Consider the following 19,081-nt stretch of genomic DNA (forward strand, 5'->3'; position numbering starts at 1 on the left):
GTAATGCATCTGGTGGTAGCGGCAACCCCTTTACTGGTGGCGCATCTAGTGGTAATGCATCTGGTGGTAGCGGCAACCCCTTTACTGGTGGCGCATCTAGTGGTAACGCATCTGGTGGTAGCGGCAACCTTCCTGGTAACTTACCATTTGGCAGCACTCCGCCCTCCAAGGAAAGTGGTAGCAACCTACCTGAAACTGGCAACGGTCAACCTGTACCTTATAAGAGCGACAACTGGATATCTGATATTAAAAAATTAGATGGTGCAGATGCTACCGGCAACAGTGGTCAAGGTAACGGTAACTGGCTATATGGTAGTAACAACACAACCGACGGTAATGGTAACTGGAATTTTGGTAGCGGTAACACAACCAACGGTAACGGTAACTGGAACTACGGTGATGGCAGCAAAACCGAAGGTAATGGCAACTGGGGCTTTGGTAACGAGAGCACAACCAACGGTAACGGTAACTGGAACTTAGGCAATAACAACGACATCCTTGGTAATGCCAATACACTACCTGGTAGTAAAAACGATATCCTTGGTAGTGGCAATACTGCCAATGTAACTAACAGCAATCTTCTTGGAAACCGGATTGAAGCCAGTGGTGATAACAAAACACTCGTTGGTAATGAAGGCTGGAATTTCTCTGTTAGTGGCGAACTGATATCACTAGGTAGTACTAAGCCTAGCCAAAATATAGGAACTGATGTCAGCAGTTTACTCAGCAGTTCTGACCTTGTAACATCCGCCATATCAAATCCAGGCTACAACAACCCAAATTATGATTTCTCTACCATAGCCTAAAAGTTTGTAGCAGACAGGAGCCAGTTTTGCATCGGTAAGCCTATCTATTGTGGCAATGGCCCTTTTTACCAACTTGAGTTGATTACATTTTGAATACAATACTTCTGGGTTAAGCTTTGCAGTTGACATTGCTCTCATTGAGCGGCGCAAGAATCAACCTTCTATAGCAATCCTAAATCATTCGTGAGAGAGAAAATCGGTGAAAGGCTTTAAAACACCCACTTTTAATCTCAGTGTTTTCTCACGTTTCAATTCGGATTGCTATAGTACTTCAAGAATTTCAATCTGTTAGGACTTACGCAAACTCTACGATTCTTGACGTTATTGGCGTTCTTGGCAGTTCGATAAATTAAGCTTTTTAACACTTTTTGCGTAAGTCTAATCTGTAATTAACCCAGAAGTATTACTCTTTGAAATGTAATGGGTAAGGTAGTTAATTTAAGTCAAATGCATAAATACTATTTTCAGTAATTCGGCGCGAGTAAACGGTTTAGTCAGATATCCAGATGCCCCAACTAATTTCGCTTTTACTTTGTCTACGATTCCTTTATTCCCAGTGACAAAGATAATCGGAGTATTTTGAAATAAGGAATTATTTCGTATAATCCGGCACAACTCATAGCCATCAATTCCTAGCATGTTTAAATCCAACAAAATTAAATCCGGTTTGTGCCTTATAATTGACAAAACTGCTTTCACTGGATCGTTAATAGTCACTACAGAAAAATTTTCATTTTCTAAGAAATAACTGATTTCTTTAAGAATTGTAGGGCTATCATCTACAGAAACTATTTTGTGGACTTTTTTTACTGTCACAGTAGCAGCCGTTACTCTTGGAGAAGCAGAATTTATGTTATTTGATATTGTTGGTTCCTGAAAGTTTTCTTTGGAAGGAGTAGAAATCTGTGGTAATCGCTGAACAGGCACTATTTTCTCTTCAGGAATATTTTGGTAAGAATTGACAGTGTTACTTAGTTCTTGTTTCGTGTCAACTAACCCTGAAATCAATTTTGAGAAAAGCGATTGCTCCTCAAAAATCTTTGGTAACTTATCATAAGGTGGATCGGGTTCATGAAGGATAATCGCACCCTTAAGGATGTAAGGGTATAAATTGCGAGCTAGTTGAATTTCATCTTGATTCAAAATTACAGCCAGATGACACAGGCTAAAACCCTTCATCCAGTTAATTAAATCTGGCTGTAGGTTTGGTAAATCTTGGTCATCAAACTTGCTATTAATCAATAGATATGGACGTTGATATGCAGAAGAAATTTTAGGTATAAAAGCCTGCCAATTCTGTAATCTTACTTGGCAATACTCTAGAATTTTTTCGACACCTAGCCGACAAATTTTTGGCATTCTCTCAATTGGTTCTGTTAATTCATAAGTACCTTCTTTGATGAGCAAAAATGATTCAATTATCTCTTTAACTAATTCTTGAACCAGTACTGCTGCTTGTGTAGAATGTAGATGTTGTTGACTAACAAGCCAGGATATAGCCTGATACTCAGGAGGGTGGCTTCTCGAATTAGTGTCATCTTTGATTAACTGACTGTGTGAGTCAGGTTCAAACATCAGCCGTACTTGAGAGCGAACCTCATTAGTCAGGAGTGGAATTTGCTGGCTGAGGCGTCGCAAATGGCGTTCTAATCGATCGAAGGGTTCCACGGAATGGGTAGCGTAAGTTATTTTGCCCTGTTCTAAGTAAATCGACCAATAAACTGAGTTACTCAATACTTGTAAACAAGTACTGTCTGAACAATTAGATAATTGTCTTAACAAACTTAGAGGACGTAGTTTGGTGAATGTACCTGAGTTATTCATATTTTTCAAGTTTTTTGCGGAATCAACAAGCGAACATTTGTAGATTGAAAATATGAGCTATAAAGTATTCTCTTCTTTGTAATATTTTTCTAACCACAAATTATTTATTTGAAAATATGTACATACATTAAAAATTGTAAGGTTTATAAATCCTTTGTTACATTTAGCACGTTTTACTTAATTTATCTCAAAAAACAAGTAGGTATGAATAAGGGTAAGCATCTATCATAGCGAGATTATCAGTAGATGTTGGTTAATTCTGGATTTTACTAGCTACTGACAACTCTTGAGTGAAGACCTTAATAATGACGTTTATTTATGCGCACTCACTTCAAAAAGCAAATTTAATTCCAAATTTGCGTAGTTACACTGATATACTTATAGAGTTAACAAGTTTAATTATGGTTAATTACTTTTCCTTAAAGAAACGATTCTTCTACATAAAATCTTTAAAAACTTATCTAAAAAAGTTTACGTATTTATTGTACTGTAGGTTTAATGGATATAAATTTTTGGTAGATACATTACAACAGGTAATGCTGGGTTTTGATAAACTCTTTTTTGCTAAACTAAGCTGTACTCAAGTTCATCTAAAATATATAGAGAACTTCATGAAAATAATTTGTTTAATAAAGATTAGAGCATCTACCAATAGATACTATATTCTGTAGTCGCCTCGGCGATTGGAACTATATACTCTGAGCAAAGGGAAATAAAGCTTTGGACTTTAACATAACACAAAAAGTTATGCATGATACATTAAGACTTGATGAAGTAGTAGAATTTGCTGAGAACCCAGAACCCCGTTGTCCTTGTGTACTTTTATTAGACACATCTGGGTCGATGCAAGGAGAGCCGATTGAGGCTTTAAATCAAGGTTTACTAAGCTTAAAGGATGAACTAGTCAAAAATTCCTTAGCCGCGAGACGCGTGGAAGTGGCGATCGTCACTTTTGATAGTAATATCAATGTAGTACAAGACTTTGTGACTGCCGATCAATTCAATCCGCCGATTTTGACAGCCCAAGGCTTGACTACAATGGGTGCGGGAATTCATAAAGCTTTGGACATAATTCAAGAGCGGAAATCTCAGTATCGTGCCAACGGGATTGCTTACTATCGTCCTTGGGTATTTATGATTACCGATGGAGAACCCCAAGGTGAATTAGAGCAAGTGGTAGAGCAAGCATCCCAGCGTCTACAGGGAGACGAGGCGAACAAGCGGGTAGCATTCTTTACAGTTGGTGTAGAAAATGCGAATATGACGCGTTTAAATCAAATAACTGTACGTACTCCTTTAAAGCTTAAAGGATTAAATTTTATCGAGATGTTTGTCTGGCTGTCAACTAGTATGTCGGCTGTTTCTCATTCACAAGTAGACGAACAGGTAGCACTACCGCCGATTGGTTGGGGGACTGTTTAATGAAAAATTGCAGCTTGATGTTTACACAGCTAGCTGCTTGAAAAAAAATTTATGAACATATCAAAACAGATTGCTCAATGGCGGATTGTGGCTGCGTCTGTATGTGGTACAAGTCACTTAAAAAACAATCAATTATGTCAGGATGCTCATCACTGGCAGATATTGTCAGATAATGTTTTAGTGGCGGCCGCAGCAGATGGCGCGGGTTCTGCTAGCCTTGGGAAAGTGGGAGCGATGGTTGCTGTGGAGACAGCAATCGAAAACATTTCTACCAAGGGGCTGACTCGAAAAAGTTTGACTGATGATACATTGGTGCGATCGCTCTTAAATGATGCCATATTCGCCGCCAAAAAAGCTGTGGAAGATGAGGCAGCTACTTGTGACAAACAGCCTCAAGATTTAGCAACTACCTTAATTATGCTGGTTGCCACACCAGAAGTTGTAGCTGTAGTTCAGATAGGCGATGGTTTGGCAGTGGCTAAAGATAGTCTGGGCAACCTATTGGCACTGACGATGCCTGACAGTGGTGAATACATCAACGAAACCACTTTTTTAACTTCACCCAATGCCTTAGATACAGCACAAATGAGATTATGGCGCACAGACATAGTAAACGTTGGTATCATCACCGACGGATTACAAATGCTGGCTTTGAATATGGTTGTTGGCGAACCTCACAAACCATTCTTTTTTCCGCTGTTTGAATTTGTCGCCAATACCGAGGATAAGACAGAAGCGAAGGAGCAATTGGTAAAATTTTTACGCTCAGAGCGGATTACGCAACGCACTGATGATGACTTAACACTCATTATAGCCGCATTCAACGACTCATGAGCAACAAATCTACAGGTTTCACATCTTACAATAACTTCCGTTAGCGGTAATTTCATTATGCAGGTACTACGTTGTTCCCCCAGAAAAGAAATCCTCAGTCTCAATGTCAGTTTGGGACGTGGCGGTGAAGCTTGCGTTTATGCAGTGCCAGCCGATAACGACTTGGTGGCGAAGATTTACCACAAGCCAACCGTTGCCCATGCTGAGAAACTCCAGGCGATGCTTGCCAACCCGCCAGAAAACCCTACGGCGAGTTTAGGGCATATCTCTATCGCTTGGCCAGAGGATTTATTGCGGGCAGCAGATGGCAAAAATAGCATCCTGGGGTTTTTGATGCCACGTATTCAGGGGATGCGTCCAATCATCGACTTTTACAACCCCAGAACTCGTCGGCAACATTGCCCTCTATTCAACTATCAGTACCTGCTCCGCACGGCTCGAAACTTGGCGGCAGCTTTTGCCGCTTTGCACGCTAGTGGATATTGTATTGGTGATGTGAACGAGTCTAATATCCTCGTCAGTGATACGGCACTGGTGACTTTGATAGACACAGACTCTTTCCAAGTAACCGACCCAAACAGCGATGTTGTTTATCGCTGCCCAGTGGGTAAACCAGAGTTTACTCCACCAGAACTACAGAATAAAACTTTTGCCCAGCACGATCGCGAAATTTCTCACGATTTATTTGGATTAGGGGTGCTAGTATTCCAACTCTTAATGGAAGGCACTCACCCATTTTCGGGGATTTTTCAAGGTGCGATTGAGCCACCACCTTACGAAGCACGCATTGCGTCTGGTCATTTCACTTACAGCCAAAAGCGTTACGTACCCTACCTGCCGACACCCATTGCCCCCCCTTGGGAAATTCTCCATCCCAGCTTACAGGAATTATTTGTCCGTTGTTTTGAAGAGGGTCATAACAACCCACAACTACGCCCCAGTGCCCAGACTTGGCTCTCAGCCATCGCTGAAGCCGAAGATTCCCTGATTACCTGCACAACAAATCCCCAGCATCGCTACAACAACCACATGCGTAGCTGTCCGTGGTGCGAACGTACCGTGCGATTAGGTGGACGCGACCCCTTTCCATCACATCGGGCTATAGAAGCTAGAGAACATCTCCAACCGCGAGTCAAAGCGAGAAAACGCTACAATCAGACACCGCATTTTCCCCAGCGAGCCATGTCACCGCAGCTAGCTAATTACTGGCAGCCAGTAATGACTCCCAGCGGTTCATATAAACCTTCCAAAAAGTCAAAGTTGTACCCGATTATTTGTTGTTTGCTGGGTTTTGGTTTATTGGGATATGCAGACGTAATGATTAAATTTACTCAGCCGTTAGTTTCCCAAAATGCTTACACCCAACAAACAATCAAGTCTACCCAGCCAAATAATAAACTCAGCTTCGCTGATTCCTATCAGCAAGGTTATATTGCTTATAAAGAGCGAGACTATGACAAAGCAATTGTCAATTTTAGCCAAGCAATTGAACAAGAACCGACACATGCTAGAGCAATTGTAAATCGTGGTAATGCCCGCTATAACCTGAAAGACTACGAAGGAGCAGTTACAGATTATAGCCAAGCTCTGAAAATCAATCCCAATCAAACCAAAGCTCTGGTAAATCGGGGCAATGCCCGCTATATGCTCGCCGAATATAGCAACGATCCCGATCGAGAATATAATCTAGCGATCGCAGACTATAATCGAGCCATTGGTCTAGATAATAATGAAATTGAAGCTTATGTCAGACGGGGCATTGTCCGCGCCCAAATGGCTAAATACAGCGGTGAATCTCAACAAGCTTACAAAAAAGCGATCGCAGATTTTACTCAAGCCATACAACTTAATGTCTCGAAAGCCGAAGCTTACTTCCAGCGGGGTGTTGTCTACTATCAAATTGCTCAATATAGCAGTAATTATCAGCAAGAATATAATCAAGCGATCGCTGACTTTAACCAAGCATTAACTCTCAGCCCTAAACTAGCAAAAGCATATCTCAAACGAGGTATGGTTCGCTATGAACTGGCACAATATGGCGGTAGTGAAGCTAACAAAAACCAAGCGAAAGCTGTCGAAGATATACAGGCATCTGCCAAAATATTTCTTGAGCAAGATGACATGGATAATTATCAACAAGCACTCAGTAATATGTGTGTAGTCATCGAAAACAAATGTGACCCTTTATTCCAAGGCTCAAGTAACATCGAAAAAACTAACTAGAAACAAGTAAGTTTTGTTACTAACATATTGTTGGTTTTGATTGAAAAAATCAAGCATGACTAGGGTTAGCGCCAGCTAATCCTAGTTATTTTATAGGTAATATTTTTATTGCATTGAGTAATTTATTTCTGTATTTATAGATATAGCACAAGCCTTCGTGGTTAGGACATTAACAGATGATAAAACTTAGACACAACAAGACTTTTCACCCAATCCCCAGTCACCAGTCCCCAGTCCCTTGCTATATTCATAGAGCTTTTATATAGAAAAGATTTTAATTTATCTTACCTTTATAATTTCATCGGAAATTACAGTTAGATTATTGACGGAGAAACAGAAATCAGAAATACATTTCTCTCCCTTGAAGTGCATCCTCTTCATCTCGAAAAAGTCGAATAATCATATCCCTACAAATCTCCGAGGTAATTGCATGAAAGCGGTGATTTTGGCTGGAGGTCTTGGTACACGCCTCAGTGAAGAAACCAGTGTTAGACCCAAGCCGATGGTTGAGATTGGTGGTAAGCCAATTCTCTGGCACATAATGAAAACATATTCTGCCCACGGCATTAATGACTTTATTATTTGTTGTGGTTACAAAGGTTACATCATTAAAGAGTATTTTGCTAACTACTTCTTACACATGTCAGATGTTACCTTCGACATGCGCTTTAACCAGATGAACGTGCATTCTGGTTATGCAGAACCCTGGCGCGTCACCTTAGTAAATACGGGTGATAATACAATGACAGGCGGACGCTTAAAGCGAATCAGCGAACATCTTGGTAATGAGACTTTTTGCTTTACTTATGGCGATGGTGTCAGTAATATTAATATCACCGAGCTAGTTAAATTTCATAAAGAACAAAATAGCTTAGGAACACTCACAGCCGTTCAACCAGCTGGACGTTTTGGTGCTATTTCTTTAGGATATGAGCAAACCAAAATCACCAGCTTTCGGGAAAAACCTGAAGGTGATGGAGCTTGGATTAATGGTGGTTATTTTGTGTTAGAACCAGAAGTAATCAACTTAATTGCTGATGACTCTACAGTGTGGGAGCAAGAGCCATTAGAAAAGCTAGCTGATATGGAACAGCTATCAGCTTTCAGACATGATGGGTTTTGGCAACCGATGGATACTTTACGTGATAAAAACTATCTCGAAGGGCTGTGGAAAAACAATCAGGCTCCTTGGAAGGTATGGTAAGAAGAGTTAGGAGTTAGGAGTTATGAGTCAGGAGTCAAATAACAAATGACAAATGACAAATGACAAATGACAAATGACAAATGACTTTATAGATTTACTGTAATTTGAAGTGCGATAATACTAATGTATGATTTTGCGATTATCGGTGGGGGAATAGTTGGACTCTCAACAGCGTTGGCTTTAGGAAAACGCTATCCCAATGCGCGGATTTTAGTACTAGAAAAAGAGAGTCAATGGGCATTTCACCAAACTGGCAATAATAGCGGGGTAATTCATTCTGGTATTTACTATAAGCCAGGGAGTTTCAAAGCTAAATTTTGTCGTGATGGTTCTCGTTCAATGGTAGAATTCTGCCAAGAGCATGGAATTGACCATGAAGTTTGTGGTAAGGTAATTGTTGCAACTGAAGAACAAGAACTACCACGCTTAGAAAATCTCTACCAACGCGGCTTAGACAATGGCATAGAAGTTAAGAGAATTAGCCCCGAAGAAGTCAAAGAAATTGAACCTCACGTAAGATGTGTAGGTGGGATTCGGGTATCTTCAACTGGTATTGTTAATTACAAGCAAGTTTGTTTGAAATATGCCCAGCTAATTCAACAGCAGGGTGGAGATTTGCACCTGAATACAAAAGTCCTGAAAATCTCTCCAAGTGGTAAAAATCAGGTACTGCAAACAAACAAGGGTAGCTTTGAAACCCGCTTTGTAATTAATTGTACTGGATTGCATAGCGATCGCACCGCCAAACTAGGTCAAGTTGAACCCCAAGCCAAAATTGTGCCATTTCGGGGAGAATACTACGAACTCACCCCAGAAAAACGCTATCTAGTCAAGACACTAATCTACCCAGTTCCCAATCCAGATTTCCCCTTCCTGGGTGTCCACTTTACCCGGATGATTGATGGTAGCGTCCATGCAGGGCCAAACGCGGTTTTATCCCTTAAACGCGAAGGTTACAAAAAAACCGACTTTGACTTACGGGATTTTATGGAAGTCATCACCTATCCCGGTTTCTGGAAGTTAGCAGCTAAACACGCTGATGAAGGCATCCAAGAAATCATTCGTTCTTTTAGCAAAGCAGCCTTCACCAGAAGTTTACAAAAACTAATTCCCGAAGTGCAAGCAGAAGACTTAGTTCCCACCCATGCAGGAGTTCGCGCTCAAGCCTTAATGAACGATGGCAAGCTTGTAGACGACTTTTTGATTGTTTCCGGTCAAAACTCCATTCATGTTTGCAATGCTCCTTCTCCTGCTGCCACATCTTCTCTAGAAATCGGCAAAGCACTTGTGGCAGAAATTCCCCAACTTTCGCATCTAGAGAGTGTAGTCACTGCATAGATATCATAGTTGTTATTTCCGGGACTGCTGAATAAAAGGATGAATCTTGTATAGTCGGCATCTTTTCCAGCCTGGAAATACAAGAGACGGGTAAGATACCCATCTCCCAAGAAAAAAGTATAGTGCATCAATTAAGAACCGCTATAGAGTCCTGCTACCCAATGGGCTAGTCGGCAACTATGTAATAACTGTTAGCCGTATACATAGCGCTTCTGGTTTTAGTCCAATGACCTAACCCCCAACTCCTTCCCTACAAGGGAATGGGAGTAAGATTCAAAGCCTCTCTCCTCTTAGGAGAGAGGAATGGAAGTGAGGTCAAGTTATTGCATACCAACGAAAAATATAGCGGTTCCCTCTTAGATGCAACACCCTATAGGGCAATATCTGTGCGTCCCTACTAAACGAAGAATTTAACTTATCAATACAAAGGAATTAACCACAATGAAAATATTAGTAACTGGTACAGAAGGCTATCTAGGTTCACTATTACCACCTCTGTTAATCGAACGAGGACATGAAGTTATTGGTCTAGATACCGGCTTCTATAAAGTTGGTTGGCTTTACAACCCTAGTGGAGTGACACCCAAAACCCTCAACAAAGATATCCGCAACATTACCCCTGATGATTTGGAAGGGATTGAAGCCATAGTTCACATGGCGGAACTTTCCAACGACCCCGCCGGACAATTAGCACCCAATATTACTTACGAAATTAATCACGTAGGTTCAGTTCGTCTGGCTAGCCTAGCTAAGGCTATGGGTGTGCGTCGCTTCGTATATATGTCTTCGTGCAGTGTCTACGGTGTTGCTACCGCAGGTGATGTCACAGAAGAATCCGCAGTTAATCCCCAAACAGCCTACGCAGAATGTAAAACTCTGGTAGAAAGAGATGTCGCACCACTCGCTGACGATGACTTCTCTCCTACCTTTATGCGGAATGCAACAGCCTTTGGTGCTTCTCCCAGAATGCGCTTCGATATTGTTTTAAACAACTTAGCAGGGTTGGCATGGACTAGCAAAGAAATCAAAATGATTAGTGATGGCACACCTTGGCGGCCATTAGTCCACGCATTGGATATTTGCAAAGCAATAGTCTGCACCTTAGAAGCACCACGAGACATTGTACATAAGCAAATCTTCAACGTGGGAGATACAGCGAATAACTATCGCGTTAAAGAAATCGCAGAAATTATTGCTGATATTTTCCCAGATTGTAAACTATCTTTTGGTGACAACGGCGCAGATAACCGCAGCTATCGCGTATCCTTCGAGAAAATCAACACAATCCTACCTGGATTTAAATGTGATTGGAATGCCCGACTTGGTGCCCAGCAGCTATTTGATTTATTCAGTCAAATACACATGGCTGAAGATACTTTCTTGTTTAGAGGATTTACTCGTTTAAAACAGCTAGAGTATCTAATTCGGACAGAGCAAATTGACAAAGATTTCTTCTGGAATAAAAAATAGCTCAAGTTGCCTAGCCGCAACGGAAAAACAATCTAAGCTTCCGAATCAATACTATTTGATTCGGACTTATTCCATCCATCAAATTATTTGCAATCAACAAGTTAAATTTTATGGCGCTCACCTTAGCATTAGTAATCGAGTTAGCCATCTGAAAGCTAAATAAATTGCCGCTAGACTGCATCGCTACATTTTGAGAAAAAGCTAAAGAAACAAAGCAGAAGATGAATAAATTGCTGACTATCGCAATTCCTACATTCAATCGTGCCCAGATTTTAGATAAACAACTTGCTTGGTTAGCCAAATCTATTAAAGGGTTTGAGTCTGATTGTGAAATATTTATTTCTGATAATTGTTCTACAGATAATACTCAACAAATTATTAATAAGTGGCAGACAATTCTTAGTAATGTCACATTTACATCAAATAAAAATAGTGAAAATATTGGTGTAATGAGTAATATTGCTTGTTGCTTAAAAGCTCCAACTAGTAAATATATTTGGACAATTGGTGATGACGATCCAATTCAAGATAGAACCCTAGATTATGTGTTAACAACACTAAAAAAACATTCAGATTTAGCACTAATGTTTTTAAACTTCTCTGGTCGCCAAAAACAAACAGGTCAACTTGTTGTCGAACGCTGGTTGAATAGTGATAACGACGAATTAAAAGTTGATGGTAAAACTGTATTTCAAAGTTATCTGTATGAAAATTTTGGTGGTGTACTTTTTATATCAGCAGCAATTTATCGCACAAATCTAGTGCAACGCGCTTTACAAGAATGGCCGTCTGCTACTAATAATTGGGCATCTCAAGCATATTGGACTGCATTTTGTGCTGCTCATGGGAGTGTCATCGTCACGAAAGACACTTATTTAGAATGTACTATGGGTGCTAGTCTTTTGGATCTCGACCCGACATGGAACTTTAAAATGCGATATGCATACATACCTGAAGTTTATATAAAACTACTAAAAGTAGGATATCCTCATAAATTTTGTCAGGAAATGATTTGGCAGAATTTCCATCAAAAAACTGACTTGAAAATCTTATTAGGTGCTTTAAAACGTTGGCCTTTATTGACAATCAAGATATTTATTCCTTACCTACGTTTGTTAAGCATATCAGCTTGGACAATTCTTTTTCCACCCAAACAGCTAGAAACTAACCTGTAACCATTCATATATCAATTTATTAACTACTATTTTTACCATGCAGAAATTACTCACCATTGCTATACCGACTTATAACCGTGCTGAATTGCTAGATAAACAGTTAGCATGGCTAGCTCAAGCTATTAAAGGTTTTGAAGATGATTGTGAAATTTTAGTTTCTGATAATTGTTCAACAGACAATACTCAGGATACGATTAAAAAATGGCAAATGATACTTAGTAATATCCCATTTAAATCAAATAAAAATCCTCAAAATTTAGGCGTCGTCAAAAATATTATGTATTGCCTAAATTCTACTACAACAAAATATGTTTGGACGATTGGTGATGATGACCCAATCCAAGATAGAGCCATTGCTTATGTAATTAGCAAACTTAAGCAATATGAAGATTTATCATTATTGTTTCTCAACTTTTCCGGTCGTAACCAAATTACTGGCGAACCAGTTCATCCACCAACAATTGTTGGTAATCGCTGGTTTGATATAGATAGTGAAGATGGTGATGGTGATGGTAAAGCTATATTTGAGCATTGTTTCTCAAAAAGTATCGGAGCAGTTATTTTTCTGACTGCGACAATCTACCGCACTGATTTAGTGAAACACGCTCTACAAAATTGGCAAGATGCTGAGAATAACTGGATATCTTTAGCATATTTAGCCGGGTATTGTGCTGCTAATGGTCGTGTAATTGTCACGAAAGAGACTTATTTGGAATGTGTTGTGGGTGTGAGTTATTGGCAGAAAGAACCAAAATCTGCACTGTTAATGCAATACAAACACATACCCGAAGTAATTTTGAAATTGGAGCAAAGTGGATATTCTAAGCAGTTTTGTAGGCGGATGCTTTTGCAAAATGGTAAAGAAGTCAACTTGAGAGTTTTCTTAGGTGCTTTAAGAAGATGGCCTATGTCTGCCATTAAGACAGTAGTCCCATTTTTGGCTTTAGTCGGTTTATGTGCTTTTGACGTGATGATTTCTAAAGAATTTAGTTTAGCAGAATCAAGTGAAATACCTGCTCAAGAAATACGGAGCTATAAGCCATAAGCTACTAAATTACTGATAAATCGACATTGAAATTAGAAAGAGTTTCCCATATGTTTAATTTAATTAAACGCAAATTATCTACATTATCTGCTGACTTTGAATATTATGTAGCTCGTTGGAAGCATAGCAGAAATTTGCCAGCATTGGAAGGGCGCGATCGCAACATTCTCAAAGCTCTCAAAAAAGACGGTGTTTGTGTCACAACACTGGCAGATTTAGGCTTCAACTCTAGCTCCGAACTGCTCAAAGCTGCTTATCAGCAATTGTCTCAGATGGAAAATCCCAACAACGACCATCTAGATGAAAAGCTGCCACAAATTTACACGGTTACAGGTTTACCAGAATTTTATGCCTGGGCAATGGAGAAAAGACTTCTCAATCTGATCGAAAATTATATTGGTCTGCCTATTGCTTTTCATGGTGTACATTTACGTAAAGATTTCCCTAGCAAACATCAGTTTGGCACACTGCTATGGCACAGCGATGCTGAAGACCGCCGCATTATCAAAATCTTTATTTACTTGAATGATGTCGAAGAAAAAACTGGGCCTTTTGAATACATTCCCCGCTCTTTAACTTCCTTGTTTAGTTGGAATTATATTCAGCTTTACTACAAACTTTGGAAATCAGGTTATATGGGCATCGATGATGAAAAAGTAAAACCAGTCATCCCCAAATCAGCTTGGAAATCCTGCCCAGGGCCAGCAGGTACAGTCATTATTGTAGATACGAAAAATGCTTTGCATCACGGCACAGTCCGCACAGAAGAACGCTCAACACTATTCTTTTGTTACACCGCCAACCCTCCTGAAAGACCAGAACTCTGCACCCAATACTGGGATGATACTTATCCCAGAGCAGAGTTAAGGCAGCAAGTAGAAAATAGCCGATAGTCTATTAAAGGTAGTCATGTCATGCTGCTCAAGATTAAACGCAAAATATCTTCATTGGGATCTGAATTAGTTTACAGATTAGCACTTTTAAAACACGCTGCTAATTTGCCTTCACTAGAAGCAGGCGATCGCAAAATTCTTGATGACCTTAAATGTGATGGTATTCATATTACCACACTTGCTGAATTGGGATTCGATTCAACAGCAGAATTGCTCAAGGCAGCTTATGGTTATTCGTCCCAAATGGAATCTGGCAATCATGACGATTCAAAGGAAACATTTCCCCAAGTTTACACAGTTACATATTTACCTGAATTTGCTACTTGGGGAAGCGAAAAAAGGCTCCTAAACATCATTGAAAACTACATTGGCCTGCCAATCATTTTTCATGGTGTACATCTCCGCAAAGATTTCCCTAATAAAAATCAGTTTGGTACACAACTATGGCATAAAGATGCAGAAGACCGCCGCATGATCAAAATCATTATTTACTTAAATGATGTTGAAGAAAAGCACGGGCCATTTGAATATATCCCAGCCTCTTTAACCTCTTTATTTAGATTAAACTATTACCGTACTTACTACAAGCTCTGGCAATCTGGTCATTTAGGCATCACAGATGAAGAACTAAATGAAATTATCCCGAAAGAGGCTTGGAAATCTTGTACAGGATTGGCAGGAACAGTCATTATTGTCGATCCCAAAAAAGCCATACATCACGGTACATCACGCACTGAAGATAGGTTAACTTTATTCTCGTGCTACACTTCTACTTCTCCCGATCGCCCAGAAGTTTGTACTCAATATCGAGATAATACTTTTCCCCAACCAAAGTTAACTGAACCAGTCAGTAATAGCGCCATATAGTTCAATACAGTTCAGTTAAGCTTTTTTCTCTCCCCCTGCTCCCCCTGCCTGCCTTAACAGATAAATTTGCTTAACTGAACCGTATTGCCATATAGTTCAGTTAAAGCAAGCTGCTTGTTAATCTAAAAATCTGCTCAAGACTATTTTTGATGAGATTTCTAACAAGTTAAGTTTTCAAATTTGCCAAGTTTTGTTATCGTCAATATTCCTATCAAGGTTATTCATTCATGATCTTCACTCAAACTGCACTCAAAGACGCATTCATCATTGATTTAGAAGAAAAGCCAGATCATCGTGGTTTTTTCGCTCGGTCTTTCTGCGCTCAAGAATTTGCAGCACACGGATTAAAGCCAACAGTTGCCCAATGTAATCTGTCTTTTAATTATAAAAAAGGCACTATTCGCGGAATGCACTATCAAATTTTGCCAGCAGCAGAAACAAAATTAATTCGCTGTACTAAAGGTGCAATCTACGACGTAATTATTGATATGCGTCCTGAATCTCCTAGCTTTTTATCACACATTGGTGTAGAGCTAACCCCAGAAAATCGCCGCGCTTTGTATGTTCCAGAAATGTTTGCTCATGGCTATCAAGCACTCACCGATGAGACTGAAGTTGTATATCAAGTGGGTGAATTTTACACCCCAGGATATGAAAGAGGTTTACGCTATGACGACCCATTTTTTAACATTGATTGGCCTCTAGATGTGACTGAAATCTCCGAGAAAGATTTAAATTGGCCCTTGTTGAGAATGATGACTGTTGGCGGTACAGCTTCCAGATAACTATAGCAAGGGACTGGGAACTGGGGACTGGGGACTGGGGACTGGGGACTGGGTGAAAAGCCTTTTTGTGTCTAAGTTTTATCGTCTGTTGATGTCCTAACCACCTTAACTGTTGCTATATATAGCGATCCTAAATGAGATTGTGAAAATTTTTGTTATGGTCGTCCTTTGTCATTTGTGATTACAAAGAACAAATGACTAATGACTGTCAACTATAACATCTAGCAAAAAACCAGTTAGTAGCTGTCATTAATGAAAATGTACTTAATGTTTAGCCGTAACGAATTATTAAGTGCAAAATTATCGAGAATTTGTAACACAACAAACAGTTCCAAAAAGGAGTTTAGTTCATGATTATTATCGATCGCGCCTTACAAGCCCGTGCAGCAGCAGGAAATCCTATCAAGGTGGGAATGATTGGTGCTGGTTTTATGGGTCGAGGAATTGCCAACCAAATTGTCAATTCAGTGCCAGGAATGGAGTTAGTTGCTATCTCTAATCGTCAGATTGGTGCAGCTAAACAAGCTTATTCGGAAGCAGGAATTGAAGATATTCAAGTTGTTGCAACTATCAGCGAATTAGAAGATGCGATCGCTAACGGTAAGTATGCAGTCACAGAAGACGCTAAGTTACTGTGTCGGGCTGAAGGCATCGATGCATTAATCGAAGTCACGGGTGCAGTGGAATTTGGCGCTCAGATTGTTATGGAAGCGATCGCCCATTGCAAACATGTGATTATGATGAATGCCGAACTCGATGGCACCATTGGCCCCATCCTGAAAGTGTATGCCGACAAAGCAGGTGTGATTCTCAGCGCTTGTGATGGCGATCAGCCAGGGGTACAAATGAACCTTTATCGCTTTGTAAAAAGCATTGGTTTAACTCCCTTATTGTGCGGTAACATTAAAGGACTCCAAGACCCCTATCGCAATCCCACCACCCAGGAAGGATTTGCTAAACGTTGGGGTCAAAAGCCCCACATGGTGGCTAGCTTCGCCGACGGAAGCAAAATTTCCTTCGAGCAAGCGATCGTTGCCAATGCCACAGGCATGAAAGTCGCCAAACGGGGAATGTTGGGATATGACTTCAGCGGTCATGTCGATGAAATGACCCAGTTATATGATGTTGAACAACTCAAAGAACTGGGCGGCATCGTCGATTATGTAGTTGGAGCAAAACCAGGCCCAGGCGTATACGTATTTGCCACTCACGACGACCCCAAGCAACGCCACTATCTCAACTTATACAAATTAGGCGAAGGCCCACTTTACAGCTTCTATACTCCTTATCACCTCTGTCATTTTGAAGTTCCCTTGTCCGTAGCGCGTGCTGTTTTATTTGGTGATGCCGTTATGTCTCCACTAGCAGGCCCGCTAGTAGATGTTGTCACCACCGCCAAAATCGACCTAAAAGCAGGAGAAACCTTAGATGGCATCGGTTACTACATGACCTACGGACAATGTGAAAATTCCGATATCGTCCAACAGCAAAATCTTCTACCAATGGGTTTGGCTGAAGGGTGCCGCCTCAAACGAGATATTTCTAAAGATCGAGTCCTCACTTATGAGGATGTAGAATTACCTGAAGGCAGACTTTGCGACCAATTACGAGCCGAGCAAAATGCCTATTTCGCTCCAGAAAAAATCTTAGTAGCAGTTGGATAATATCGGTTCTAAAAACATTTGCCACAAATGAATTAGCTGTAGGGGTGTACAGCTGTACGCCCCTATATATTTGTCGCCAGAATTTCATCAAGAGGATAGAAAGCTATACTGCGGGACACTAAAGTTGTTGATAGTAATATCAAGTCCGGATAATTAGTTATGATTTCCACAGTCATTGCACCCCACCCCCAACCCCTCCCCGCAGGCGGGGAGGGGAGACAAAGCGTAGCTTTGGCGGGGTGGGGTTCTTGAGGTTTAATGAGTAACTAAGCGGACAGGATAGTAACTTGCTGGGGAGCGTTTCAACAAACCCGATCGAAACTTTAGGTCAAATTTCATGAAAATTGCTCTCGTCCATGATTATTTAACCCAGCGAGGTGGGGCAGAGCGTGTGTTTGAACTGCTTTGTAAGCGCTATCCCGAAGCAGATATTTTCACATCTTTGTACGATCCTCAAAAAACGATCGATCTAGGCGATCGCATAGTTAATACAACCTTCTTACAAAAGATTCCTGGTGCAGCAAAATATTTCAGGTCAATGGCTCCTCTATATTTTCCTGCCTTTCGTGCTTTGGATCTGCAAGACTACGATTTAATTATTAGTAGTAGCACCAGCTTCGCCAAAGCAGTACGAAAAAATCCTAATGCCCACCATATTTGTTTTTGTCATAACGTCACCCGTTTCTTATGGGATACAGCAACTTATTTAAGAGAGTACGGGGACTATAGATATTTTGCTCCTTTAATCGAACAAGTATTTCAAGTCATGAGAAAGGTAGACTTGAAATATGCACAGGAGCCTGACCTTTACATTGCTAATTCTAGTGTTGTTGCCCGCCGAATTGAAAAGATTTATGGCAAAAAGGCAATGATGGTGAACTATCCAATTGATACTAGTAAATTTGTTTTTTCAGATATAAAAGATGAATATTATCTGGCCTCCGCCCGGATGATCGGTTATAAGCGACTTGATATAATAGTCGAAGCTTTTAATTGGTTGGGGTGGCGGCTATTAATATCTGGTGACGGGCCAGAACTAGCACGGTTAAAATCCAAAGCATTACAAAATATTGTGTTCTTGGGACACGTAAGTGATAGAACCCGCAAAGACTTGTTTTCCAAAGCCAAGTCTATTATTGTCGCAGCCTTAGAAGATTACGGATTAGTTCCAGTAGAGGCTAACGCTAGCGGTACACCAGTCATCGCTTATGGAGCAGGTGGAGTATTAGATACTCAAATACCAGGTGAAACAGGAGTCTTTTTCAAAAGACAAACACCCGAATCTCTCCAAGTTGCATTACTAGAAGCTAACGGTATTTCTTGGGATTACGATCGCATCCGTAATCATGCAGTAGCAAATTTTTCAGAAAATGCATTCTTTGGCAAGGTTGAGCAAATTATCAATCAAGCTTGTGGCGTGCAGCAATTATTCATTTGATTTCTGAATTTTCCACTATCAGATTACCTATTTATTTGCTCTCTCCTCATTGGCGGTTCGTAAAAAAATAGGTATTTTTCGGAGAATCTCTTA

Annotated in this window: 14 protein-coding genes and 1 pseudogene; 14 read left to right on the forward strand and 1 reads right to left on the reverse strand. The window is 40.3% G+C overall.

Translation table 11 applies throughout. The annotated features are described in order from the left end of the window. Positions 1 to 806, forward strand: a pseudogene (locus RMY64_RS28200) (hypothetical protein); the annotation flags it as partial. Positions 807 to 1,244: 438 nt separating this feature from the next. Here RMY64_RS28200 and RMY64_RS28205 read toward each other — a convergent pair. Continuing rightward, the gene (locus RMY64_RS28205; protein WP_322673798.1) at positions 1,245 to 2,630 is read right to left on the reverse strand and encodes a response regulator; all 1,386 of its coding nucleotides are present in this window, start codon (positions 2,628 to 2,630) and stop codon (positions 1,245 to 1,247) included. Between the two features lie 747 nt (positions 2,631 to 3,377). On the opposite strand from RMY64_RS28205, the gene RMY64_RS28210 reads away from it, so the two are divergent. From RMY64_RS28210 to RMY64_RS28270, 13 genes are all read left to right on the forward strand, one after another. Next, positions 3,378 to 4,052 carry a vWA domain-containing protein gene (locus RMY64_RS28210; RefSeq protein ID WP_322660910.1) on the forward strand — a complete coding sequence of 225 codons (675 nt, stop codon included), beginning with the start codon at positions 3,378 to 3,380 and terminating at the stop codon, positions 4,050 to 4,052. A 51-nt stretch (positions 4,053 to 4,103) separates the two neighbouring features. Beyond that, positions 4,104 to 4,886, forward strand: a complete 783-nt coding sequence (locus RMY64_RS28215) for a PP2C family serine/threonine-protein phosphatase (RefSeq protein WP_322683728.1) — start codon at positions 4,104 to 4,106, stop codon at positions 4,884 to 4,886. 57 nt (positions 4,887 to 4,943) lie between these two features. Further along, positions 4,944 to 7,109, forward strand: coding sequence for a tetratricopeptide repeat protein (locus tag RMY64_RS28220; RefSeq protein WP_322673800.1), 2,166 nt, complete (start codon positions 4,944 to 4,946; stop codon positions 7,107 to 7,109). A gap of 430 nt (positions 7,110 to 7,539) precedes the next feature. Then, on the forward strand, positions 7,540 to 8,313 hold the full coding sequence (gene rfbF / locus RMY64_RS28225) for a glucose-1-phosphate cytidylyltransferase (RefSeq protein ID WP_094351583.1): 774 nt from the start codon (positions 7,540 to 7,542) through the stop codon (positions 8,311 to 8,313). A gap of 123 nt (positions 8,314 to 8,436) precedes the next feature. After that, positions 8,437 to 9,651 carry an L-2-hydroxyglutarate oxidase gene (lhgO, locus tag RMY64_RS28230; protein ID WP_322701721.1) on the forward strand — a complete coding sequence of 405 codons (1,215 nt, stop codon included), beginning with the start codon at positions 8,437 to 8,439 and terminating at the stop codon, positions 9,649 to 9,651. Between the two features lie 441 nt (positions 9,652 to 10,092). Next, the gene (locus RMY64_RS28235) at positions 10,093 to 11,121 is read left to right on the forward strand and encodes an SDR family oxidoreductase (protein ID WP_322701722.1); all 1,029 of its coding nucleotides are present in this window, start codon (positions 10,093 to 10,095) and stop codon (positions 11,119 to 11,121) included. 221 nt (positions 11,122 to 11,342) lie between these two features. Beyond that, positions 11,343 to 12,296: a glycosyltransferase family 2 protein gene (locus tag RMY64_RS28240; protein ID WP_322683731.1), complete on the forward strand. Its 954-nt coding sequence runs from the start codon at positions 11,343 to 11,345 to the stop codon at positions 12,294 to 12,296. A 37-nt stretch (positions 12,297 to 12,333) separates the two neighbouring features. Further along, the gene (locus RMY64_RS28245; RefSeq protein ID WP_322683732.1) at positions 12,334 to 13,341 is read left to right on the forward strand and encodes a glycosyltransferase; all 1,008 of its coding nucleotides are present in this window, start codon (positions 12,334 to 12,336) and stop codon (positions 13,339 to 13,341) included. A gap of 50 nt (positions 13,342 to 13,391) precedes the next feature. Beyond that, the gene (locus tag RMY64_RS28250; RefSeq protein ID WP_322701723.1) at positions 13,392 to 14,234 is read left to right on the forward strand and encodes a phytanoyl-CoA dioxygenase; all 843 of its coding nucleotides are present in this window, start codon (positions 13,392 to 13,394) and stop codon (positions 14,232 to 14,234) included. 21 nt (positions 14,235 to 14,255) lie between these two features. Then, positions 14,256 to 15,101: a phytanoyl-CoA dioxygenase family protein gene (locus RMY64_RS28255; protein ID WP_322701724.1), complete on the forward strand. Its 846-nt coding sequence runs from the start codon at positions 14,256 to 14,258 to the stop codon at positions 15,099 to 15,101. A gap of 227 nt (positions 15,102 to 15,328) precedes the next feature. Next, a complete protein-coding gene (gene rfbC, locus RMY64_RS28260) occupies positions 15,329 to 15,886 on the forward strand; it encodes a dTDP-4-dehydrorhamnose 3,5-epimerase (RefSeq protein ID WP_322701725.1) in 558 nt (185 codons plus the stop codon). Between the two features lie 350 nt (positions 15,887 to 16,236). Then, positions 16,237 to 17,550 (forward strand): NAD(P)H-dependent oxidoreductase, encoded by a 1,314-nt coding sequence (locus RMY64_RS28265; RefSeq protein ID WP_322701726.1) that lies wholly within the window; start codon positions 16,237 to 16,239, stop codon positions 17,548 to 17,550. A gap of 337 nt (positions 17,551 to 17,887) precedes the next feature. Further along, complete coding sequence (locus tag RMY64_RS28270; protein ID WP_322673809.1) at positions 17,888 to 18,988, forward strand: glycosyltransferase; 1,101 nt, start codon at positions 17,888 to 17,890, stop codon at positions 18,986 to 18,988. The last annotated feature ends 93 nt before the right edge of the window (positions 18,989 to 19,081 follow it).

The organism is Nostoc sp. DedQUE08 (assembly GCF_034530895.1).
In the GTDB taxonomy this organism is placed as follows: Bacteria; Cyanobacteriota; Cyanobacteriia; order Cyanobacteriales; family Nostocaceae; genus Nostoc.